The organism is Azonexus sp. (assembly GCF_047638095.1).
Taxonomy (GTDB): Bacteria; Pseudomonadota; Gammaproteobacteria; order Burkholderiales; family Rhodocyclaceae; genus Azonexus.
The window spans coordinates 1-18,598 of sequence record NZ_JBLJBW010000018.1 but is presented as its reverse complement, the minus strand read 5'-3'; the positions used below and the strand labels follow the sequence as shown (position 1 = coordinate 18,598).

Sequence of the window (18,598 nt, the reverse complement as noted above, 5' to 3'; positions counted from 1 at the left end):
GTGAGGCTCCGTAAAATCAGTGCAGGGTGTGGGGTAGGGCATCAGCCATGGCCTGGTGGCCGTCGTCGGCAGGCGAGGCGTGGCGGCAGACCAGACGCCAGCCGTGCGCCCCGCGCATGTAGTAATGCGTGACGTAGAGCGGCCCGTGCGGGTTGGGGTCGTCGGCAAGGTAGATGATTTCGGTGAGGTGGTGCACCGCCATGACGCTACCTTGCCAGCAGGCCAGGGTTTCGTATTCCAGGCGCAAGGTGGCGCTGGCAAAAATCGAGCGCCAGCTTTCGTAGATCGAAGCCTGCCCGGTCAGGCGCACGCCGGTGGGGTGTACGCAGAGCAATTCTTCGTCGTCTGACCAGTAACGCATCAGCGTATCGGCATCGTGCGCGGCAATGGCTTCGTAAAACGCGCTTTCTACGGCTTCCGGGGTGGTGAATGCGGGAATTTGACTCATGCGGGCATCCAGTCGCTGCACGCCGCCAGAACCTGGGCGGGCAGTAGTTTGTTGAGGCAGTCGAGGTGGCCGAGCGGGCAGACGCGTTGGAAACACGGGCTGCAGGCCAGGTTGAGACTGAGGATTTTGGCTTGATCCGACAAGGGTGGCGTGAAGCCGGGAGAAGAGGAACCGTAGAGCGCCACCAAGGGACGGCCGACGGCGGCGGCAACGTGCATCAGGCCGGAATCGTTGCACACGGCAAAATCAGCGGCAGCAATCAGGTCGATCGCCTGTTCCAGCGTGGTCGCTCCGCACAAATTGCGGCAGCAGCCGGGCGCGAGGGCATCGATTTCGGCGGCGATAGGCTGATCTTTTGGTGAGCCAAACAACCAGCAAACATAGCCGCGCGCGGCGAGTTGCCGGGCGAGTTCGGCAAAATGCGCGGCTGGCCAGCGTTTGGCCGGGCCGTATTCGGCACCGGGGCAGAACGCGGCGACTTTCTCCGGGCGGACCATGCGCAGCGCGGCGAAGGTGGCGGCCTGATCTTCCGGCGTTGAGCGCAGCACGGGATAGGGCAGGGGGCGTGTAAGCGACGCGCCGGGCGTTTCAGCAAGTTGCATGAAACGTTCCAGCATCAAGGGCAGGGCGGCTTTATCCAGCTTGTGACGCAGGTTGATCAAGCCGTAGCGCGTTTCGCCGGTAAAACCGATGCGCTGGGGAATGCCAGCAAAAGCCGGAATGAGCGCTGATTTCAATGAATTCGGCAGGACGACGGCGCTGTCGTAAGCCTGTTTGGCCAGTTGTCGTCCGAGCTGCCAGCGCGCTTTCAAGCGCAGAGTGCCGTGTCCGAAAGGGTTGTCGATGACCTTGCGGATGCTCGCCATGCGATGCAGCACCGGTGCCACCCAGGGCGGGGCGAGGGCGTCTAACTGCACACCGGGGTGGCGTTCTTGCAGGCGGGCAAACAGCGGTTCGGCCATGATGCTGTCGCCGATCCAGCTGGGGGCGACGATCAGGGCGCGGCGCATGCAAAGGCTTTCGGGATGCAAAAACGGCGGGCTGAAACCCCCGCCGTGCTGTTACGCGTAGCGGTTTTCAGTGCTGACCTTTCGGTTTTTCGCCGGTGAACACATAGCTTGTGCTGCAATAGGGGCAAACGGCTTCGCCCGTGTGCAAAACGTCGAGGAAAACGCGCGGATGTTGATTCCACAGCGGTGCGTTGGGCGGCGGGCAGTGCACGGGCAGGTCGGCGCTGGTCACGTTGATGCGTGAGGTCATGGAGGTGTCGGACATGAGGGACTCCGGAAATTAAACGTAGGCCAGCCAGTCGGCGTGCGCTGCCGAGCGGCCATAGACCACGTCGAAATATTTTTCCTGCAGGGCTTTGGTGACCGGACCACGGTGGCCGGGGCCGATCTGGCGGTTGTCGAGTTCGCGAATCGGCGTCACTTCAGCGGCGGTGCCGGTAAAGAAAGCTTCGTCGGCGCAATAGACTTCGTCGCGGGTAATGCGTTTTTCGATCACCTCGACGCCCATTTCGCGTGCCAGCTGCATGACCGTGGCGCGGGTAATGCCTTCCAGGCAGGCCGTGAGATCCGGCGTGTAGAGCTTGCCGTTCTTGACGATGAAGATGTTCTCGCCGGCCCCTTCGCAGACATAGCCTTCCGGGTCGAGCAAGAGGGCTTCGTCGTAGCCATCGCCCAGCGCTTCGTTGTTGGCGAGGATGGAGTTCATGTAATTGCCGGAAGCCTTGGCGCGCACCATGGTGATATTGACGTGGTGGCGGGTGTAGGACGAGGTCTTGATGCGAATGCCGCGCTGCATGCCGTCTTCGCCGAGGTAAGCGCCCCAGGGCCAGGCAGCGATGATGATGTGCACCTTGGCACCCTTGGGCGAAACCCCCAGTTTTTCCGAACCGTAGAAGGCGAGCGGGCGCAGATAGCCGGCTTCGAGCTTGTTGGCGCGGATCACTTCCTTTTGTGCTTCGTTGATTTCCTCGATGCTGTGCGGCATCTGCATCTGGAAGATGTGGGCGGAGCGAAAAAGGCGTTCAGTGTGTTCCTTGAGGCGGAAAATGGCGGTGCCGGCCTCGGTTTTGTAAGCGCGTACCCCCTCAAAAACGCCCATGCCGTAATGCAGCGAGTGGGTGAGAACGTGGGTGGTCGCCTCGCGCCAGGGCACGAGTTTGCCATCTTGCCAAATGAAACCGTCGCGATCCGACATGGACATGGTGGAACTCTCCGTGAAACTCTCGTTGAAACGGGGGATTTTAGCCGAAATCAGCGGCTACAATAACGTCTTCGTATGGAGAAGGCTGATCGCGCAGGATGGTTTGGAAGCCCCATGTTACGGTCGCCGCGGTCATTGCGCGCGACGGAAGGTTTTTGCTGGTTGAAGAAGACACCGATGACGGCCGCGCTTTCAATCAACCGGCCGGCCACCTGGAAGCGGGGGAGTCCCTGCTCGAGGCCGTGGTGCGAGAAACTTTGGAAGAAACCGCTTACCCCTTTCGTCCGACGGCGCTGGTGGGGGTCTATCAGTGGCGGCATCCGCACAAGGATTTAAGTTACTTGCGTTTTGCCTTTACTGGCGAGCTATTGGGCGATGCCCTGCCGCGCGCGCTCGATAGCGGCATCATCGCTGCGCACTGGTTGAGCCTGGGAGAAATCGCTGCCCAGGCGGCGCACCACCGCAGCCCGCTGGTGCAGCGCTGTTGCGACGATTATCTGGCCGGGCGGCGTTACCCGCTCGATGTGTTGGCGTATTTCGCTTGATGTTGCGCGCCTTTTATTGTTTTGTGCTGGTTGCCGCGCTCTTTGCGACGAGTGCGCAGGCCGAGACGCGTATTAGCATCTGCCACGGTTACTCTTGCGTTGGGCAGGCAGAGATTGGGTATTCGCAGGAGCGTCTGGATGAAATCCGCCGCCTGCTGGGCGCGGCAAACGATGCGCCCACGGAGCGGGTACAGCTGGCGCAGGCCATGGGTTTACTCTATCGCTGGGCAGGTGAGCAGTCCGAGATTAAAAATGACCGCGCCGGTAACTATGCCGACGGCCATGTGCCGGGGAAAATGGATTGCATCGATCATTCCATTTCGAGCACGCGTTTGCTGCATGTGCTGGAGAACGCCGGTATGTTGCGCTGGCATCGGGTGCTGGCCCCGGATGTGCGCTACTTTTTGCTGTTTTTTCCGAGTCATTGGTCGGCGGTGATCGAAGAAATTGCCGATGACAAAGAACAAAACGCCGACAAAGCCGCGCGTTTCGTCGTCGATACCTGGTTTGTGAATAATGGTGAAGCGGCAGTGATTTTGCCGCTTGAAGACTGGAAGAAAGGGGCTGGGCCTGATGTCTAAGAAAACGGTGGTGGTGGGTTTGTCCGGTGGGGTGGATTCCTCGGTGGCGGCGTATTTGCTGAAAGAACAGGGCTGGAATGTGATCGGTCTGTTCATGAAAAACTGGGAAGACGATGACACCGAGGACTATTGCTCCTCGCGCCAGGATTTGATCGACGTGATGAGCGTGGCAGATACCCTGGGCATCGATGTCGAAGTCGTCAATTTTGCCCACGAATACCGCGAGCGCGTCTTTGCCGAATTTTTGCGCGAATACCAGGCTGGGCGCACGCCAAACCCGGATGTGCTGTGTAATTCGGAAATCAAATTCAAGGCTTTTCTCGAGCACGCCATGCGATTGGGCGCAGATAAAATCGCTACCGGCCACTACGCCGGCGTGCGCGAATTTGCCGGCGAATTTCAGCTGCTCATGGCCGAAGACGGCAGCAAGGATCAGAGCTATTTTCTCTACCGCCTGAACCAGGCGCAGTTGGCGAAAACCCTGTTTCCACTCGCCAATATTTATAAGCGCGAGGTGCGCAAAATAGCCGAGGCGGCCGGGCTGCATGTGGCGGCCAAAAAAGATTCGACCGGTATTTGCTTTATTGGCGAGCGCCCGTTCAAGGAATTTTTATCGCGCTACCTGCCGCCGCAACAAGGCGAAATTCGCCGCCTCGATGACGAAAAAATCCTGGGTCGGCACGATGGCCTGATGTACCACACCCTCGGGCAGCGCAAGGGTTTGCACATCGGCGGTTTGAAGGAAAAGGGCCAGGCCGGCGGCGGTGAGCACGAGGCCTGGTTTGTCGCCGCTAAAGACATGGCGAACAACGTGCTCTATGTCGTGCAAGGGCACGATCACCCGGCGCTTCTGAAAAATAACGTCGAAGTGGAACAACTGAGCTGGATTTCTCCGCAAGCGCCGCGCACCAACTGGGTTTATACCGCCAAGCCGCGATATCGCACGGCCGATCAGCCCTGTCATATCGCGCAGCTATCCGCCGAGCGCGGCAGGATCGAATTCGCCGAACCCCAATGGGCGCTCACCCCGGGGCAATCCCTTGTGGTGTACGAAAGCCGGGTGTGCTTGGGCGGTGGGGTGATTGTTTGAGGCAGGTGGGGGCGCAGCAGGCTGCGCCGCTTGTCTGGCCGGCGCAGCGGCAAACCGATGCGAAATTCAATCGTGCAGAACGGTTTCGCTAAAGGCCGGGCGTTGCAGGAGTTTTTCGTTTAGACGGGCCAGATTGGGATAGTTTTCTGCCCAGTGCAGCGCTTCAAAACGCAGATCGAGATAACCCAGGGCGACGCCGACGACGATGTCGGCCAAGGAAAAATGCGTGCCCAGGCAAAAACTCTTGTCACCCAATTGGCTTTCCATGAAGGCCAGGGTGCGGGTGAGGATATCTTGCTGACGGCTGATCCAGTCCGGGCTCTGCTCTTTTTTCGGACGCCGGTTTTCCAGCACGATGTTGATCGCCGTTTCGCACAGGCCATCGGCCAGTGCTTCCCAGCGCTTGACTTCGGTGCGCTCGCGGTTGGTGCCGGGAAAAAGCTTGTTGTTGGGCGTGATGTTGTCGATGTATTCGACGATTACCCGCGAATCAAAAAGCGGGGTGTCGTCATCGAGCACCAGGGTCGGCACGCGTCCGAGCGGATTGATGTCGAGCAGGGTGCTGCCGGGTTCGCGGGGGGATTCAACGACGAAGTCGTACTCCATTTTCTTTTCCGCCAGCACGATGCGCACTTTGCGCACATAGGGACTGGTATGGGTGCCGATCAGCTTCATTGCAGACTCGTGAATGCGGGAGGCCGATTATAACCTATGGCCTAGCCCCCGGCCCGGCGGGTAAAATGACGGGCTCTTTTTCGGTGCGGCTATACAACAAGGACTCGTGATGGATTTCAATCCCCTGACTGCAATTTCCCCGCTCGACGGCCGTTACGCCGGCAAAGTCGATACCCTGCGCGAACACTTCTCTGAATTTGGCCTGATTCGTGCGCGCCTGAAGGTGGAAATTGAGTGGTTAAAAGCGCTGGCTGCGGATGCGCATTTTGCTGAAATTCCCGCCTTTTCGCCGGCGACGATCGCCGAACTCGACACCTTGGTGGCAAATTTTGGCCCGGCGCAGGCGGCTGAGGTCAAGGCCGAAGAGGCGGTGACCAATCACGACGTGAAGGCGCTGGAGTATTGGATCAAGAAAAATACCCAAGGCAATGCCGAAGTGCAAAAAGTCAGTGAATTCATTCACTTTGCTTGCACCTCGGAAGACATCAACAACCTCTCGCACGCCCTGATGTGCCAAGGCGCACGCGAAAAAGCCCTGTTGCCGATGCTCGATAAGGTCATCGAAAAACTTGTCGAACTCGCCCACGCCTACGCCGACATCCCGATGATGAGCCGCACGCACGGCCAGCCCGCCACCCCCTCGACCATGGGCAAGGAAATGGCCAATGTCGCTTACCGCTTGCAGCGCGCCCGCGCCCGCATCGCCGGTGTCGAGCTCTTGGGTAAGATCAACGGTGCGGTTGGTAACTACAACGCGCACCTGGCGGCTTATCCTGGTTACGACTGGGAGGGCTTCGCCCAGCGCTTCGTCGAATCGCTGGGATTGGTTTTCAACCCCTACACCATCCAGATCGAGCCACACGATGCCCTGGCTGAACTGTTCGATGCTTTTGCCCGCGGCAACAGCATTTTGGTCGATCTGGATCGTGACGTCTGGGGCTATATTTCCCTCGGCTTCTTCAAGCAAAAGGTCAAGGCCGGCGAAATCGGTTCCTCGACCATGCCGCACAAAGTCAATCCCATCGATTTTGAAAACTCCGAAGGCAATCTCGGTTTGGCCAACGCCGTGCTCAAGCATCTCGCCGAAAAACTGCCTATTTCCCGCTGGCAGCGCGATCTGACCGATTCCACGGTGCTGCGCAACATGGGAGTTGGCCTCGGTTACACCCTGTTGGGCTACGACTCCTTGCTCAAAGGCCTGGGTAAACTCGAAATCAATGCACCGCTCATGAAAGCCGATCTGGACGCCAACTGGGAACTTTTGGCCGAACCGATTCAAACCGTCATGCGCCGTTATGCCGTGCCGAACGCTTACGAAAAACTCAAGGAACTGACCCGCGGCACCCGCGTTTCGCGCGAGGGGATGCAGGCTTTCGTGGCGACCCTGGCCATTCCGGAATCCGCCAAGCAAGAGCTGTTAAAGCTGACCCCCTGGGATTACACCGGTAAAGCAGCCGAGCTCGCCAAGCGGATCTGAGCGTTTTCTTTCTTTTTTGGCCGACCACTGCGGTCGGCTTTTTCATTGGAGCAGGGCGATGAGTTTTGCTGAAAATCTTAAAAAATTACCCAAAATCTCCCATGTGGCGGCCCTCAATTTGTTGAACGCGGCAGGGGAGCAGGTCGCCTGCATCGAAAATAAAGCCGGCAGCCAAGGCTCGCTGACGATTTACAACCACCTCTTGCAAACCTACGGCTTGATCAACGGTGAGGCCGCCCAAAAAGGTCTGGAGCTTTTTGCCGAGCAGGTCGAAGATGAGCGGGCGCACCCCGGCAAACATCCCAATATCGCCCGCCTCTTAAGCATTGTTGACGGCGCACCGGCCCTGCGTGGTAAGCATGTTTTTGCCCTGTGAGTTGCGCGCAAGCCAGGCTGGCTCAGGGTCTGGAAAGGCTGTCAGAAAATTCCTTTCTGCATATGCTGAAATGATCTATTGAAAGTCGTTCGGCATCCTTGAAAAATGCTGGTGGATTTTCTATAGTCCGAAGCGTCCCTGTGTTTTTGATGTAAGACAAAATCAAACACAGAAGTGTCGATGCCTAGCTTCAGGGAGAAAACCATGACCGAACAACAAGGTAACGAAGAGATTGCTCTTTTACGCGCTTCCATCAACCGGCAACTGACGCAGACGCGTTATCTCGCGGCTGTATTCAGCGTTTTTTTGGGGGGCTTCGTTGTTTATGGTTTGTTCGGTGCGGGTTATTTGTAAGCCGGGCGAACGAAGCTGTTTCACGACAAAAACCCGGGTTTCCCCGGGTTTTTTTAATGCCCATTTTTCGCCTGGCAGAAAGCTTGTTCAGAAAAAGAGGGGCGAAAAAAAGCCCCGTAGCAAAACTACGAGGCGCGTTGGCTCACCGGGGGGTGAGCGGGTCTTGCCTGATCAGGCGCGTTGGATATTCGACGCCTGTTTGCCCTTCGGTCCTTGAACCACTTCGAAAGATACTTTTTCGCCTTCTTTCAGGGTTTTGAAGCCATTCATGTTGATGGCCGAGAAGTGCGCGAAAAGGTCTTCGCTGCCGTCGTCCGGCGTGATGAAGCCGAAACCCTTGGAGTCATTGAACCATTTGACCGTACCGATTGCCATGATGTGCTGATTTCCTACAAAAAACGAACGAATTGCCGGGTTGCCCCGTCTCCCTGTTTGATCCTAGCGTCCTGGTACGTGATGCACCTGCGATGCAATGTGAATCGAACGGGGGGAGTTTTACGCGACTTGGATTTTCCGTCAACAAAATTGAATGGCGCAGCGCAGCATTTTTGCACTAAAAAACAAGCTCGCACGCAGACTCCATACACTTTGCCTGGCGGGAATGGTTAGAATCCGTGCATGGCCAGCAAAATTCTCGAAGGCGGGCAGATTGAAGCCCTGCGCAGCAAACTGCAACCGCCCAAAATGTACCGCGTGCTTTTACTCAATGACGATTACACCCCCATGGATTTCGTCATTGCCGTGCTGCAACGTTTTTTTTCATTCGATACTGAACAGGCGACGCGCATCATGCTCAAAGTACACCGTGAAGGGCGCGCCGTTTGCGGTGTTTTTTCCCGCGATGTCGCCGCCACCAAGGTCGAACAAGTCAGCGCCTTTGCGCGCCAGCACCAGCATCCGCTGGCCTGCCTCATGGAGGAAAATTGATGATTGCACAGGAACTCGAAGTCAGTCTGCATCTGGCCTTTGTCGAGGCGCGCCAGAAGCGCCACGAATTCGTTACCGTCGAGCACTTACTCTTGGCGCTGGTGGATAACCCCTCTGCTGCCGATGCATTGCGTGCCTGTGGCGCGCAACCGGAGGTGTTGCGCCGCGAACTGGCAAAATTCATCGCAGAACACACGCCGACCATCAACGGAGAAGGGGATTACGACACGCAGCCTACCATGGGTTTTCAGCGTGTCGTGCAGCGGGCCATTTTGCATGCCCAATCCTCCGGTAAAAAAGAAATCAACGGGGCGAGCGTATTGGCGGCGATTTATGGCGAAAAGGATTCGCACGCGGTTTACCACTTGCAAAAACAAGGCATTAGTCGTTTGGATGTGGTGAATTACATCGCTCACGGCATCAGCAAGGTGCAAGCGCCCAAGGCCGTGCCGGAAGAAAGTGCGGAAGCTCCCGGTGATAAAACGGAAGTGGGTCCGTTGGAGCAATTTACCCACAACCTGAACGCTCAGGCGCAGGCCGGGCGGATCGATCCTTTGATCGGGCGCCACGACGAATTGGAGCGAATGATCCAGGTGTTGTGCCGGCGGCGCAAAAATAATCCCTTGCTGGTGGGCGAGGCTGGGGTGGGTAAAACAGCGATTGCCGAAGGTCTGGCGCGGCGCGTGGTGGAGGGCGATGTGCCAGAAATTCTGGCGCAGGCCCAGGTGTATGCGCTGGATATGGGGGCTTTGCTGGCCGGGACGAAATATCGCGGCGATTTCGAGCAACGTTTGAAGACAGTGCTGAAAGCTTTGCAAAATAACCCGCAGGCGATTTTATTCATCGATGAAATACATACCCTGATCGGTGCGGGGGCGGCTTCCGGCGGCACGCTCGATGCCTCCAACCTGCTCAAACCGGCGCTGTCTTCCGGGCAGATGAAATGTATCGGGGCGACGACGTACACCGAGTTTCGCGGGATTTTCGAGAAAGACAGCGCCTTGGCACGGCGGTTTCAGAAAATCGACATTCCCGAACCCTCGGTGGCTGAAACCGTCGATATCCTCAAAGGTTTGAAAACCCATTTCGAAGCTCACCACGGTATCAAGTATTCGACGACAGCGCTGACCTCGGCGGTGGAATTGTCGGCGCGCTATATCACCGACCGCCACTTGCCGGACAAAGCCATCGATGTGATCGACGAGGCAGGGGCCGCGCAGCGCATTTTGCCGAAATCGAAACAGAAAAAAACCATTGGCAAAAGCGATATTGAAGAAATCGTTGCCAAAATTGCCCGCATTCCGCCGCAGCATGTTTCTGCCGATGACCGCAGCGCACTGAAAAATCTTGATCGCGACTTGAAAAATGTCGTTTTTGGTCAGGATGCCGCTATCGAAGCCTTGGCAAAAGCGATCAAAATGGCGCGCTCCGGCCTGGGGAACCCGGGTAAACCGATCGGCAGTTTTCTTTTTTCCGGGCCGACCGGTGTGGGCAAAACTGAGGTGGCGCGCCAGTTGGCGTTTTGCCTGGGAATCGAATTGCAGCGTTTCGATATGTCGGAATACATGGAGCGCCATGCGGTATCGCGCTTGATTGGCGCGCCGCCGGGTTATGTCGGCTTTGATCAGGGCGGCTTGCTGACCGAAGCCATCAGCAAAAAACCGCATTGCGTGCTGCTGCTCGATGAAATCGAAAAAGCGCACCCGGATATTTTCAACATCCTCCTGCAAGTGATGGATCACGGCACGCTCACCGACAATAACGGCCGCAAGGCGGATTTTCGGAACGTGATCATCATCATGACGACGAACGCGGGGGCCGCTGACTTGCAAAAATCGAGCATGGGCTTTACCAGCAAGAAGGAAACCGGCGACGAAATGGCGGAAATCAAGCGTTTATTTACGCCAGAGTTTCGGAATCGCCTGGACAGCCTCATTTCCTTTCGCAGCCTGGATCACGCCATTATTTTGCGCGTGGTGGATAAATTCCTTATGCAGCTGGAAGAACAGTTACATGAGAAAAAAGTAGAGGCGCATTTCACCGATGCCTTGAAAGACATGTTGGCGAAAAAAGGTTTTGACCCCCTGATGGGCGCGCGCCCGATGAGCCGCTTGATTCAGGACAGCATCCGCGCGGCGCTCGCCGATGAATTGCTGTTCGGTCGTTTGGCCAATGGCGGCAAGGTAACGGTCGATGTCGACGCCGAAGACAAGGTGCGCCTGGATTTTGCCGAAGAGGCGCAGGAAATCGCCATTGCCGATTAAACCAAGGATAAATTTTTACGGACTGAAAACCACCATGAATTTCAAAACTCCCGATTTGTGTGATCACTATGAATCTGAATTAGGTACGGCGGTGCACGTCGTCGCGCCCATGTTCCAGCGCTATGGCGCTCGCCCGGTTTTTTCCGGGCAAATCGTCACGCTCAAGGTTTTTGAAGACAACAGCCTGGTGCGCGAATTATTGAATGAACCAGGGCAGGGCAAGGTGTTGGTGATCGACGGCGGCGGCTCATTGCGTTGCGCGTTGGTGGGGGATCAACTGGCGATTCTGGCGCAGAAAAACGGCTGGGAAGGGGTGGTGGTTTACGGTTGCATCCGCGATTCGGCCGATATCAACGGCATCGATATCGGCCTGCGTGCGCTCAATACCCATCCGCAAAAAACGCTCAAAAAAGGCGTAGGCGAGCGTGATTTGGCGGTGTGCTTTGGCGGCGTGCGCTTTACACCCGGCGAGTGGCTTTACGCCGATGAAGACGGGGTGCTGGTTGCCCGTCACCCCTTGCAGATGCCGACCTGAAATCTCAGAGCGCTCGAGGAAAAATCAGCTTTCCAGCAATACCTTGCTGTCACAACCGGCGCGCACCGTGCCCCAGTGCCGCCCGCCGATATAAATTGGCAGGTTGATTTCGGAGAGAATCTCACCGGTATCGCGCGCGTAGGTTTGCACCAGCAGCGGCGCCGTATTTTTTGCGCCACGCTGGCCTGTGGGGTCGTCCCAGATCCGTCGGGCGCGGTTGCCGAGTAGATCGACCTGGTAATCACCGGTGAGCGGCTTGGAAAATTTCAGATTGTGAATCGCGCCATAGCCCTTGGTGTCGATAATCAGGGCAAAAATACCGCCTTGCAGTTTTTGCAAGGTGTTTTCCAGCAGGGGTTGCAGCTGGCGCTCGAAGGCTGCACAGTAGCTCGTTTCGTATTTCTGCGGGTTGGTGCGGGCGATGTTCTGGTAATTTTGATCCCAGATATTGACGCCTTCTGCTGCAAGCGCGGCCAGTTTTTCCTGAACCTGGTCACGGAAATTACGCGCTTGGGCGACGTTAAAATCGAATGCGCCACGCCCGATTTTGAATCGTGAAACCAATTCCTGCACGCTTTCCGCCGCTTGGCTGAGCATTTGCGAAGTGGAGCCGGAGTCTGCCATGTTGCTGGCGACCTTGCTCGACAAGGTTTGCACTTCATGCACCGAATCATGCACTTGGCCGTTGGTGGCGGTGAGCTCTTCCATGGCGGAAGCAATTTGGTTGAGCTGATCGCCGGTGCGTTCAAAATTGCCGACCATACTTTCGAATTCAGCCGCGGATTGCTCCACCCCTTGGCGGGCAAGGGTGATGTCGGTGTTGATCGCGGCGTTTTCGCTTTGCGTTTCTTGCACAAGTTCTGCCATGCCGTTGATGTTGGCGGTGATTTCTTGCGTCGCGACGTCGACGCGTTCGGCGAGTTTGCGCACCTCGTCGGCGACCACGGCAAAACCCCGCCCCATTTCGCCGGCGCGGGCGGCTTCGATGGCGGCGTTCAGCGCGAGCAGATTGGTCTGGTTGGCAATATCTTTGATCAGGCTGGCGATTTGCCGGATGCTGTTAGAGCGCTCCGCCAACTGGCTGACCGTGCCGTTGAAGCAGGTGAGTTTGTCGCTGACCTGGTGCACTTTGCCGACGAAACTTTGCATTTCGCTCAAGGCGTTGCGCGCGGTCGAGAGGTTGTGCTCGGTGTCATGCGAAATCATCTCGGTGGAGTTGGAGACTTCATGAATGGCTTTGATCGCCTCGCTGCTGGCAGAAAATACCGATTGCGCGAGACTGCTTTGTGCGTCAGCGTTTTGGGCGGTAATCGAGACGGTACGGCGCACCACGACGGCTTCGCGGGCGATGTCGACGCTGGCGCGGCGCACCTCGCTGATGATTTCGCGCATTTTGTCGGCAAAGCGGTTGTAGGCCTCGGCCAGCGTGCGCAATTCGTCATGGGTAATGGTGGGAAGGTCGCGTGAAAAATCCCCTTCGCCGCGTCCGATTTCATCAAAAATTTGCGCAATCATGCGCACCGGGCGCAGGATGAGAAAGCGGATATAAGCAATTTGCATCACGTTCCAGCAGAGTGCGACAACGGTCAGCAAAATCATGAGCCACAACGCATGATCCAGACCTTCGGCCACCCGTGATAGGGCCGCCGGGGCGACATTGGACTGCGACAACTCCGCCATGATGGCCTGTTTTTCGCGGAAGTAGATGAGTAGATAGCCCAGATCGATGACGAAGAGCACCAGAAAACTCATCAATTTCTTGGTCAGAGAATTCCAGAAAGTGCGTTCGTTCCAATCGTAGAGGCGCCAAAAAAAGTTCATTGGAATCTCCAGATGTTTAAAAATTAACGAATACGATACTTGTTTGTGGGTAGTCGTCAAGCAGGTGCCACAAATTTGCTGCAAGATTATTTGGTGCACTGCATTCCGCCAATGGGTTTTGTATTCCGTATTGTGAAATAAAAAAGCCATCGACTTGATTTGTAAGCAAATTTTTTTGTCTTGTGTCTTATATAAGACTATTGCTGCCCTGCAAAAAACGCTCTATACTTTGCCCACGTTGTCGATCACTGAAGTCGATGACTTTTTTGAGATTTCCCCACCCTGATCACTAAGGAAGACACATGAGCACTCGCGAACAGCAAATCGCCGCCCTGGAAAAAGACTGGGCTGAAAACCCCCGTTGGAAGCTCGTCAAGCGCGGCTATTCTGCCGCCGACGTGGTTCGTCTGCGCGGTTCCCTGCAGCCGGAATACACCCTGGCCCAGCGCGGTGCCAAGGTTCTGTGGGACAAGGTCAATGGCGGTGCCAAGAAGGGTTATGTGAATGCTTTCGGTGCCATTACCGCCGGTCAGGCCATGCAACAGGCCAAGGCTGGTCTGGAAGCCGTGTATTTGTCGGGCTGGCAGGTTGCTGCCGACGGCAACACTTCCGAAACCATGTACCCGGACCAGTCGCTGTACGCTTACGATTCCGTGCCGACCATGGTGCGCCGCATCAACAATACCTTCAAGCGCGCTGACGAAATTCAGTGGTCGCGTGGCATTAACCCGGGCGACAAGGAATTCATCGACTACTTCCTGCCCATCGTTGCCGATGCCGAAGCCGGTTTCGGTGGCGTGCTGAACGCTTTCGAGTTGATGAAAAACATGATCGCCGCCGGTGCTGCCGGTGTGCACTTTGAAGACCAGCTGGCTGCCGCCAAGAAGTGCGGCCACATGGGCGGCAAGGTGCTGGTGCCAACCCGCGAAGCCGTCGAAAAACTGATCTCTGCCCGTTTTGCCGCCGACGTCATGGGCGTGCCGACGCTGATTCTGGCCCGTACCGATGCCGAAGCTGCCAATCTGATCACCTCCGACTACGACGAGAACGACAAGCCCTTCCTCACCGGTGAGCGCACTCAAGAAGGTTTCTACCGCGTCAAGAACGGTCTGGAACAGTCGATCTCCCGCGGCGTGGCCTATGCGCCCTACGCTGACCTCGTCTGGTGCGAAACCGGCGTGCCCGACATCGGCTTCGCCCGTGAATTCGCCCAGGCCGTTCAGGCCGCCTGCCCGGGCAAGCTGCTGTCCTACAACTGCTCGCCCTCTTTCAACTGGAAGAAGAACCTCAACGACTCGCAGATCGCCTCCTTCCAGGAAGAACTCTCGGCGCTGGGTTACAAGTACCAGTTCATCACGCTGGCCGGCATCCACGTCAATTGGTACAACACCTTCAAGTTCGCCCACGCCTACGCGCGCGGCGAAGGCATGAAGCACTATGTTGATATGGTGCAGGAACCGGAATTCGCCGCCCGCGAACAAGGCTACACCTTCGTTTCGCACCAGCAGGAAGTCGGCACCGGCTACTTCGACGAAGTCACCACCGTCATCCAGGGCGGCTCCTCCTCCGTCAAGGCACTGACTGGTTCGACCGAAGAAGAGCAGTTCCACTGATCCTCACCCACCTGCCACCTGATGGGTGGCAGGCAAGAAAAAACCGGCTTTCCTATGGAGCCGGTTTTTTCTTGGAATGCGTCCAGGCGCTTGGACGGATGCGCTGGTGCAATAGGCTTAATCTGCTACATAAGCCTCGTCGTGATCGCGTTCAGCAATTAACAGGCAGCGGATATTTTCGCGGCCGACCTCATCAACGGTTTCGATGGGGCCTTCTACGTTTTGCAGGCGCTGGAACTGCTCGCTGGTGCTGCCAATATCACCCTGCTGGGGCTCAATATGCGCGATGGATTGTGGCTGGCTGGACGCTTACCGGTGAAGCCGTCGATGGCACTTGAACGCAAATAAAAGTGCCTGATCTTGTGTTCAACAGGGAAGCCGCCCTGACGTGGCACCTTAGCTTGTAACCTCAAACGCCGGGTGGTAGCTGACAATGCCGCGTGCAGTCGCGGTGCCAAGGTGCAGCGCTTGGAAATACTCGGGCGGCACACCCGGGAGAACCAGATCAGGGGCGGCACGAAAGCCAAAACGGCCGTAGTAGCCGGGATCACCCAGCACCACGCACCCCTGGGCTGTATGCTGGCGCAGGGCTAGCAGCGCCGCTGCCATCAGCGCGGAACCGACGCCGTGGCCTTGGTATGCGGGCAAGACCGAGATTGGGCCCAGTCCGAACCAGTGTGTGCTGCCGTCGCTGATGCTCACCGGCGACAAGGCAACGTGGCCGACCAGTACGCCGTCAAGTTCGGCAACCAGGGAAATCGTCAGTGCACCAGAGTGCCGCAGTGCATTGACGATGTGCTGTTCGGTATGACTGGTGTGCGCCGCATCCAGAAAGGCCGCAACCGTGGTGGCTTCAATGGCCGGGGCATCTGCTGCTAATTCCTCTCGAATAGTCGGTGGCATGAGCATTTTTTCAGGGGAATTTAAGGTCCTTCGTCTGGGCCGCCAAGGCCAATGACATTTTTCAGAAAGATATCTGCACCAACCGTCGTCTCAGTCCAAAGAATAACGACGCACTACGTTAGCTTGCGTAGATAGTGCAAGCGCTGGCGTATTTTTTCTTGCCAGCGGGTGGCGATGCCCGGGGTTTCGGCGAGGGCGGCGAAGGCTTCCAGTGGCGGGCGGTGTTGTTGCCACAAGACAAGCGCGGCGTGCAGGCTGGGGGCTTGCAGGGCCGGGGTGTGCAGGGTTAAAACGTCGCTCGGTCCAACCTGGCCGCTTTGCAGCACGCGCCAGTACCAGCCGGTGAGGTGCTTTTCTTCGATGAATTGCGCCATGCCGTCTACCCCGAAACGCTCGTCGATTTTCCAGCACGGGCTGCGCGCCTGACAAACTTGCAGCAGCGCTTCGCCGAGCTGCCAGATGTCGCCGATACGCACGTCGTGTTCGTCTAAATCCGCAGTCGATAAATTTTCGCCCAGCGAACCCGGCACCAGCGCTGTTGCGGCGTCTGGAAAACGCGCTGCGAGCTTTGCATAGTGGCGGGCGGGGTAGAGATGCACTGCTTTTTCCGGGCCGCCATGCACTCGCCTATCCGCCTGCTGGTCGCCAGCAAAGCCTTCCGTGCCGAGCAAAACGGGCGCGGTCAAGGGCGATTTATAGATGCCGGTGGGGCGGCCAGAAAGCGGTAATGGGCGAATGCCGCCGATGAAAATGGCGAGCTGGGCGCACTTTTGGGCCTGTTTTTGGGGCTGTTTTTGGGCCTGTGTTGGAGAGGGGGCTGTGGCGTGTTCGCTAGGCATCGGTCAGTTTCCGTCTGAGGGGTGGGCTTTGTGTTTACTGCTGTCGTGCCCTTCATTATCGTTGCCGTCAGCGTTGTCTCCCGTCTCGCCAATGTCCGCCGGTACCGGGCTGAGGGTGCTGAGCAGGGCGGCGGCCTTGTGGGCCTGGGTGAGCAGTCGGCGCAAGGCGCTCAAGGCATTCATCAGCTGATCCATGTGCTCGATGTCGAGCGCACCGGCGGCACCGGCTTGCAAGAGCCCGGCTTTGAGCGCTTGATAGGGGGTTTCGAAAGTTTGTAACAGCTCAGCGGCGGGCGCTTGGAAATCATTGCGCGCGGGGTCGAGCTGCCAGAGCAGATCGGCAGCCAGCGCGGCGAGCGCTTCGCTTTCGCTTGCCAATCTTGGGTGCGCCAAGGCGGCGATATGGCCGTGCAGGCCGTTCAGTTCGCCATAGAGTTCGTGGCAGTTATCGTAGTAACGGTGGCTGCGCAGTAATTGCGCCAGTTCGCTGGCGGTGTGTTCCGGCATAGGGCGTTGGTTGAGGTCATTGACGAAGGCAACAATGGCGCGAGCGAGCGTGGGAAAGGGGTTGTTGTTTGGCCAATTCTGCGCATCTGGCAGGCAGCGTCGACGGCTTTGTTCGAGGATGATGTCGCCCAGGCGGGCGATTTCGCGGTGCAGGGCATCCACCGCAAGCGAAGGCGTTTTGGCCACGCTGCGGTCGATATAGCGCGGCTTGCCCAGGCTTTCTTCCTCCGTTTTGAAGCGGCGTTTGAGAAAACGGGTGAGTGGTTTGGCGAGTGGCCACATCAGGGTGACGCCGAGCAATTTGAACAGGGTATGAAAAAGCGCCAAACTCAGCGCCGGCTGCGGGCCGATGCCCAGTGCCTGGCGTAAGGTTTCGATGAAAAACAACAACAAAGGCAGGGCCAGCGTGGCGACGATTCCAGTCACTGCATTGAAGGCGACGTGCGCAATCGCCGCACGCTTGGCGTTGGGGGTGGCCCCAACGAGCACGAATAAAATCCCCACCGCCGTGCCGATATTCGCCCCGATCACCGCTGCCGCTGCTTCGCTCAGGGGCAGTACCCCGGCTTCGGCCAGCGTCAACACAATGGCAAGGGTGGCAGCGGACGCCTGCAAAAGTACGGTCAGGAGCATGCCGGCGAGTACGAAGGCGATCAGCGACCACAGGCCGTAACCGGAGAGGCGCTGCAAATCGAGATGTTCGGTGCTGCTGGCAAAACCTTGCTGCAAGAAACCGATACCGAGAAACAGCAGCCCCAGCCCGGCCAGCGCGCTGCCCGCCGCGCCGCGCCGTGTCTGCGTGCCCGAAAGATGTAGCAAAACCCCCAGACCGATCACTGGTAAGGCGGCCGCCTCCAGTTTGAATTTGAAGCCGATCAAGGCAATCAGCCAACTGGTGACGGTACTGCCCAAATTTGCCCCGAAAATTACCCATAGGGACTGTCCCAGTGGCAACAAGCCGGCATTGACGAAACCAATGGTGGCTACCGTGGTGGCCGTGGAAGATTGCATCAGCGCGGTGGCGACACTGCCAAACACCAGGCCGCGCACGCGTCCGTGGGTCCAGTCGCGCAAACGGCGAGTCAGCGCGGGTCCGAGCGACAGCTTCAAGCCGCCGCTCATCATGGTCATGCCAAGAAGGAAAAGGCCCACGCCGCCCAGGAGTGCCGCCAGATTGATTTCAGCCATACGCGCCCAGATCAATTTTTCCGAAGCTTGCGCTGCCGCCCGCCTTGCCGTCAAGCCGTCAAGCCGTCAAGCCGGTGGCAGAAAATTCGTTTTGTAAAATTTGGCGCTAATGCGTGCGCTGCTTCAAGCACTCGTTCACCTGTTTTTCTTGTTTCAGGAGCAAGAAACAGGGCAATCGCATTTACCCCCGAGGAAAAAGGCCGAGCAAAGAAGCTCTGTAATCAGGGAGGCGCTCAGCAGTTTT

General features: G+C 57.5%; 20 protein-coding genes. 10 read left to right on the top strand and 10 right to left on the bottom strand.

Annotation, left to right across the window (positions count from 1 at the left end):
• Positions 1–16: 16 nt before the first annotated feature.
• From ACM62Q_RS06525 to ACM62Q_RS06510, 4 genes are all read right to left on the bottom strand, one after another.
• Positions 17–448: a YybH family protein gene (locus tag ACM62Q_RS06525; protein WP_415034767.1), complete on the bottom strand. Its 432-nt coding sequence runs from the start codon at positions 446–448 to the stop codon at positions 17–19.
• Positions 445–1,458 (bottom strand): lipopolysaccharide heptosyltransferase II, encoded by a 1,014-nt coding sequence (gene waaF / locus ACM62Q_RS06520; protein WP_415034765.1) that lies wholly within the window; start codon positions 1,456–1,458, stop codon positions 445–447. Before waaF ends, ACM62Q_RS06525 begins: the two co-directional genes overlap by 4 nt.
• 67 nt (positions 1,459–1,525) lie before the next feature.
• Positions 1,526–1,723, bottom strand: a complete 198-nt coding sequence (locus tag ACM62Q_RS06515; RefSeq protein WP_415034763.1) for a zinc-finger domain-containing protein — start codon at positions 1,721–1,723, stop codon at positions 1,526–1,528.
• A gap of 15 nt (positions 1,724–1,738) precedes the next feature.
• Positions 1,739–2,659 carry a branched-chain amino acid transaminase gene (locus ACM62Q_RS06510; RefSeq protein WP_415034761.1) on the bottom strand — a complete coding sequence of 307 codons (921 nt, stop codon included), beginning with the start codon at positions 2,657–2,659 and terminating at the stop codon, positions 1,739–1,741.
• A 98-nt stretch (positions 2,660–2,757) separates the two neighbouring features.
• Between ACM62Q_RS06510 and ACM62Q_RS06505 the strand changes: the two genes are divergently transcribed.
• The 3 genes from ACM62Q_RS06505 to mnmA are packed head-to-tail and all read left to right on the top strand — an operon-like array spanning position 2,758 to position 4,875.
• Positions 2,758–3,204 carry an NUDIX hydrolase gene (locus ACM62Q_RS06505; protein ID WP_415034759.1) on the top strand — a complete coding sequence of 149 codons (447 nt, stop codon included), beginning with the start codon at positions 2,758–2,760 and terminating at the stop codon, positions 3,202–3,204.
• Positions 3,204–3,785 carry a hypothetical protein gene (locus ACM62Q_RS06500; RefSeq protein ID WP_415034757.1) on the top strand — a complete coding sequence of 194 codons (582 nt, stop codon included), beginning with the start codon at positions 3,204–3,206 and terminating at the stop codon, positions 3,783–3,785. The genes ACM62Q_RS06505 and ACM62Q_RS06500 overlap by 1 nt, the downstream gene beginning before the upstream one ends.
• On the top strand, positions 3,778–4,875 hold the full coding sequence (mnmA, locus tag ACM62Q_RS06495) for a tRNA 2-thiouridine(34) synthase MnmA (RefSeq protein WP_415034755.1): 1,098 nt from the start codon (positions 3,778–3,780) through the stop codon (positions 4,873–4,875). Before ACM62Q_RS06500 ends, mnmA begins: the two co-directional genes overlap by 8 nt.
• 66 nt (positions 4,876–4,941) lie before the next feature.
• Here mnmA and ACM62Q_RS06490 read toward each other — a convergent pair whose 3' ends face one another.
• Positions 4,942–5,550 carry a glutathione S-transferase family protein gene (locus ACM62Q_RS06490; protein ID WP_415034753.1) on the bottom strand — a complete coding sequence of 203 codons (609 nt, stop codon included), beginning with the start codon at positions 5,548–5,550 and terminating at the stop codon, positions 4,942–4,944.
• A gap of 109 nt (positions 5,551–5,659) precedes the next feature.
• Between ACM62Q_RS06490 and purB the strand changes: the two genes are divergently transcribed.
• The 3 genes from purB (at position 5,660) to ACM62Q_RS06475 (ending at position 7,757) form a co-directional block, all read left to right on the top strand.
• Positions 5,660–7,027, top strand: a complete 1,368-nt coding sequence (purB, locus tag ACM62Q_RS06485; protein ID WP_415034751.1) for an adenylosuccinate lyase — start codon at positions 5,660–5,662, stop codon at positions 7,025–7,027.
• Positions 7,028–7,085: 58 nt separating this feature from the next.
• Entirely contained in the window at positions 7,086–7,403 is a 318-nt protein-coding gene (locus ACM62Q_RS06480; RefSeq protein ID WP_415034749.1) for a DUF2322 family protein, read from the top strand.
• Between the two features lie 204 nt (positions 7,404–7,607).
• Positions 7,608–7,757, top strand: a complete 150-nt coding sequence (locus tag ACM62Q_RS06475) for a hypothetical protein (protein WP_415034747.1) — start codon at positions 7,608–7,610, stop codon at positions 7,755–7,757.
• Between the two features lie 171 nt (positions 7,758–7,928).
• Here the strand turns inward: ACM62Q_RS06475 and ACM62Q_RS06470 are convergent, their stop codons facing one another.
• Complete coding sequence (locus ACM62Q_RS06470; protein WP_028994647.1) at positions 7,929–8,132, bottom strand: cold-shock protein; 204 nt, start codon at positions 8,130–8,132, stop codon at positions 7,929–7,931.
• Between the two features lie 243 nt (positions 8,133–8,375).
• Here ACM62Q_RS06470 and clpS point away from each other — a divergent pair, with 243 nt between their 5' ends.
• The 3 genes from clpS to rraA are packed head-to-tail and all read left to right on the top strand — an operon-like array spanning position 8,376 to position 11,483.
• On the top strand, positions 8,376–8,684 hold the full coding sequence (clpS, locus tag ACM62Q_RS06465; protein ID WP_415034745.1) for an ATP-dependent Clp protease adapter ClpS: 309 nt from the start codon (positions 8,376–8,378) through the stop codon (positions 8,682–8,684).
• Complete coding sequence (gene clpA, locus ACM62Q_RS06460; protein WP_415034743.1) at positions 8,684–10,948, top strand: ATP-dependent Clp protease ATP-binding subunit ClpA; 2,265 nt, start codon at positions 8,684–8,686, stop codon at positions 10,946–10,948. Before clpS ends, clpA begins: the two co-directional genes overlap by 1 nt.
• Positions 10,949–10,982: 34 nt before the next feature.
• Entirely contained in the window at positions 10,983–11,483 is a 501-nt protein-coding gene (gene rraA / locus ACM62Q_RS06455) for a ribonuclease E activity regulator RraA (protein ID WP_415034741.1), read from the top strand.
• Positions 11,484–11,507: 24 nt separating this feature from the next.
• On the opposite strand, the gene ACM62Q_RS06450 is transcribed toward rraA, so the two are convergent.
• Positions 11,508–13,304, bottom strand: coding sequence for a methyl-accepting chemotaxis protein (locus tag ACM62Q_RS06450; protein WP_415034739.1), 1,797 nt, complete (start codon positions 13,302–13,304; stop codon positions 11,508–11,510).
• A 302-nt stretch (positions 13,305–13,606) separates the two neighbouring features.
• On the opposite strand from ACM62Q_RS06450, the gene aceA reads away from it, so the two are divergent.
• On the top strand, positions 13,607–14,917 hold the full coding sequence (gene aceA / locus ACM62Q_RS06445; protein ID WP_415034737.1) for an isocitrate lyase: 1,311 nt from the start codon (positions 13,607–13,609) through the stop codon (positions 14,915–14,917).
• A gap of 396 nt (positions 14,918–15,313) precedes the next feature.
• On the opposite strand, the gene ACM62Q_RS06440 is transcribed toward aceA, so the two are convergent.
• From ACM62Q_RS06440 to ACM62Q_RS06430, 3 genes are all read right to left on the bottom strand, one after another.
• Positions 15,314–15,820, bottom strand: coding sequence for a GNAT family N-acetyltransferase (locus tag ACM62Q_RS06440; RefSeq protein WP_415034735.1), 507 nt, complete (start codon positions 15,818–15,820; stop codon positions 15,314–15,316).
• Positions 15,821–15,933: 113 nt separating this feature from the next.
• On the bottom strand, positions 15,934–16,659 hold the full coding sequence (locus ACM62Q_RS06435) for an MOSC domain-containing protein (RefSeq protein WP_415034733.1): 726 nt from the start codon (positions 16,657–16,659) through the stop codon (positions 15,934–15,936).
• A 3-nt stretch (positions 16,660–16,662) separates the two neighbouring features.
• Positions 16,663–18,354, bottom strand: coding sequence for a Na/Pi cotransporter family protein (locus tag ACM62Q_RS06430; protein ID WP_415034731.1), 1,692 nt, complete (start codon positions 18,352–18,354; stop codon positions 16,663–16,665).
• Positions 18,355–18,598 lie beyond the last annotated feature (244 nt).

What these genes read in the sequence shown, in the direction of transcription:
- ACM62Q_RS06525 (WP_415034767.1), bottom strand. Translation starts at nt 448, where the DNA reads ATGAGTCAAATTCCCGCATTCACCACCCCGGAAGCCGTAGAAAGCGCG.
- waaF (WP_415034765.1), bottom strand. Translation starts at nt 1,458, where the DNA reads ATGCGCCGCGCCCTGATCGTCGCCCCCAGCTGGATCGGCGACAGCATC.
- ACM62Q_RS06515 (WP_415034763.1), bottom strand. Translation starts at nt 1,723, where the DNA reads ATGTCCGACACCTCCATGACCTCACGCATCAACGTGACCAGCGCCGAC.
- ACM62Q_RS06510 (WP_415034761.1), bottom strand. Translation starts at nt 2,659, where the DNA reads ATGTCCATGTCGGATCGCGACGGTTTCATTTGGCAAGATGGCAAACTC.
- ACM62Q_RS06505 (WP_415034759.1), top strand. Translation starts at nt 2,758, where the DNA reads ATGGTTTGGAAGCCCCATGTTACGGTCGCCGCGGTCATTGCGCGCGAC.
- ACM62Q_RS06500 (WP_415034757.1), top strand. Translation starts at nt 3,204, where the DNA reads ATGTTGCGCGCCTTTTATTGTTTTGTGCTGGTTGCCGCGCTCTTTGCG.
- mnmA (WP_415034755.1), top strand. Translation starts at nt 3,778, where the DNA reads ATGTCTAAGAAAACGGTGGTGGTGGGTTTGTCCGGTGGGGTGGATTCC.
- ACM62Q_RS06490 (WP_415034753.1), bottom strand. Translation starts at nt 5,550, where the DNA reads ATGAAGCTGATCGGCACCCATACCAGTCCCTATGTGCGCAAAGTGCGC.
- purB (WP_415034751.1), top strand. Translation starts at nt 5,660, where the DNA reads ATGGATTTCAATCCCCTGACTGCAATTTCCCCGCTCGACGGCCGTTAC.
- ACM62Q_RS06480 (WP_415034749.1), top strand. Translation starts at nt 7,086, where the DNA reads ATGAGTTTTGCTGAAAATCTTAAAAAATTACCCAAAATCTCCCATGTG.
- ACM62Q_RS06475 (WP_415034747.1), top strand. Translation starts at nt 7,608, where the DNA reads ATGACCGAACAACAAGGTAACGAAGAGATTGCTCTTTTACGCGCTTCC.
- ACM62Q_RS06470 (WP_028994647.1), bottom strand. Translation starts at nt 8,132, where the DNA reads ATGGCAATCGGTACGGTCAAATGGTTCAATGACTCCAAGGGTTTCGGC.
- clpS (WP_415034745.1), top strand. Translation starts at nt 8,376, where the DNA reads ATGGCCAGCAAAATTCTCGAAGGCGGGCAGATTGAAGCCCTGCGCAGC.
- clpA (WP_415034743.1), top strand. Translation starts at nt 8,684, where the DNA reads ATGATTGCACAGGAACTCGAAGTCAGTCTGCATCTGGCCTTTGTCGAG.
- rraA (WP_415034741.1), top strand. Translation starts at nt 10,983, where the DNA reads ATGAATTTCAAAACTCCCGATTTGTGTGATCACTATGAATCTGAATTA.
- ACM62Q_RS06450 (WP_415034739.1), bottom strand. Translation starts at nt 13,304, where the DNA reads ATGAACTTTTTTTGGCGCCTCTACGATTGGAACGAACGCACTTTCTGG.
- aceA (WP_415034737.1), top strand. Translation starts at nt 13,607, where the DNA reads ATGAGCACTCGCGAACAGCAAATCGCCGCCCTGGAAAAAGACTGGGCT.
- ACM62Q_RS06440 (WP_415034735.1), bottom strand. Translation starts at nt 15,820, where the DNA reads ATGCCACCGACTATTCGAGAGGAATTAGCAGCAGATGCCCCGGCCATT.
- ACM62Q_RS06435 (WP_415034733.1), bottom strand. Translation starts at nt 16,659, where the DNA reads ATGCCTAGCGAACACGCCACAGCCCCCTCTCCAACACAGGCCCAAAAA.
- ACM62Q_RS06430 (WP_415034731.1), bottom strand. Translation starts at nt 18,354, where the DNA reads ATGGCTGAAATCAATCTGGCGGCACTCCTGGGCGGCGTGGGCCTTTTC.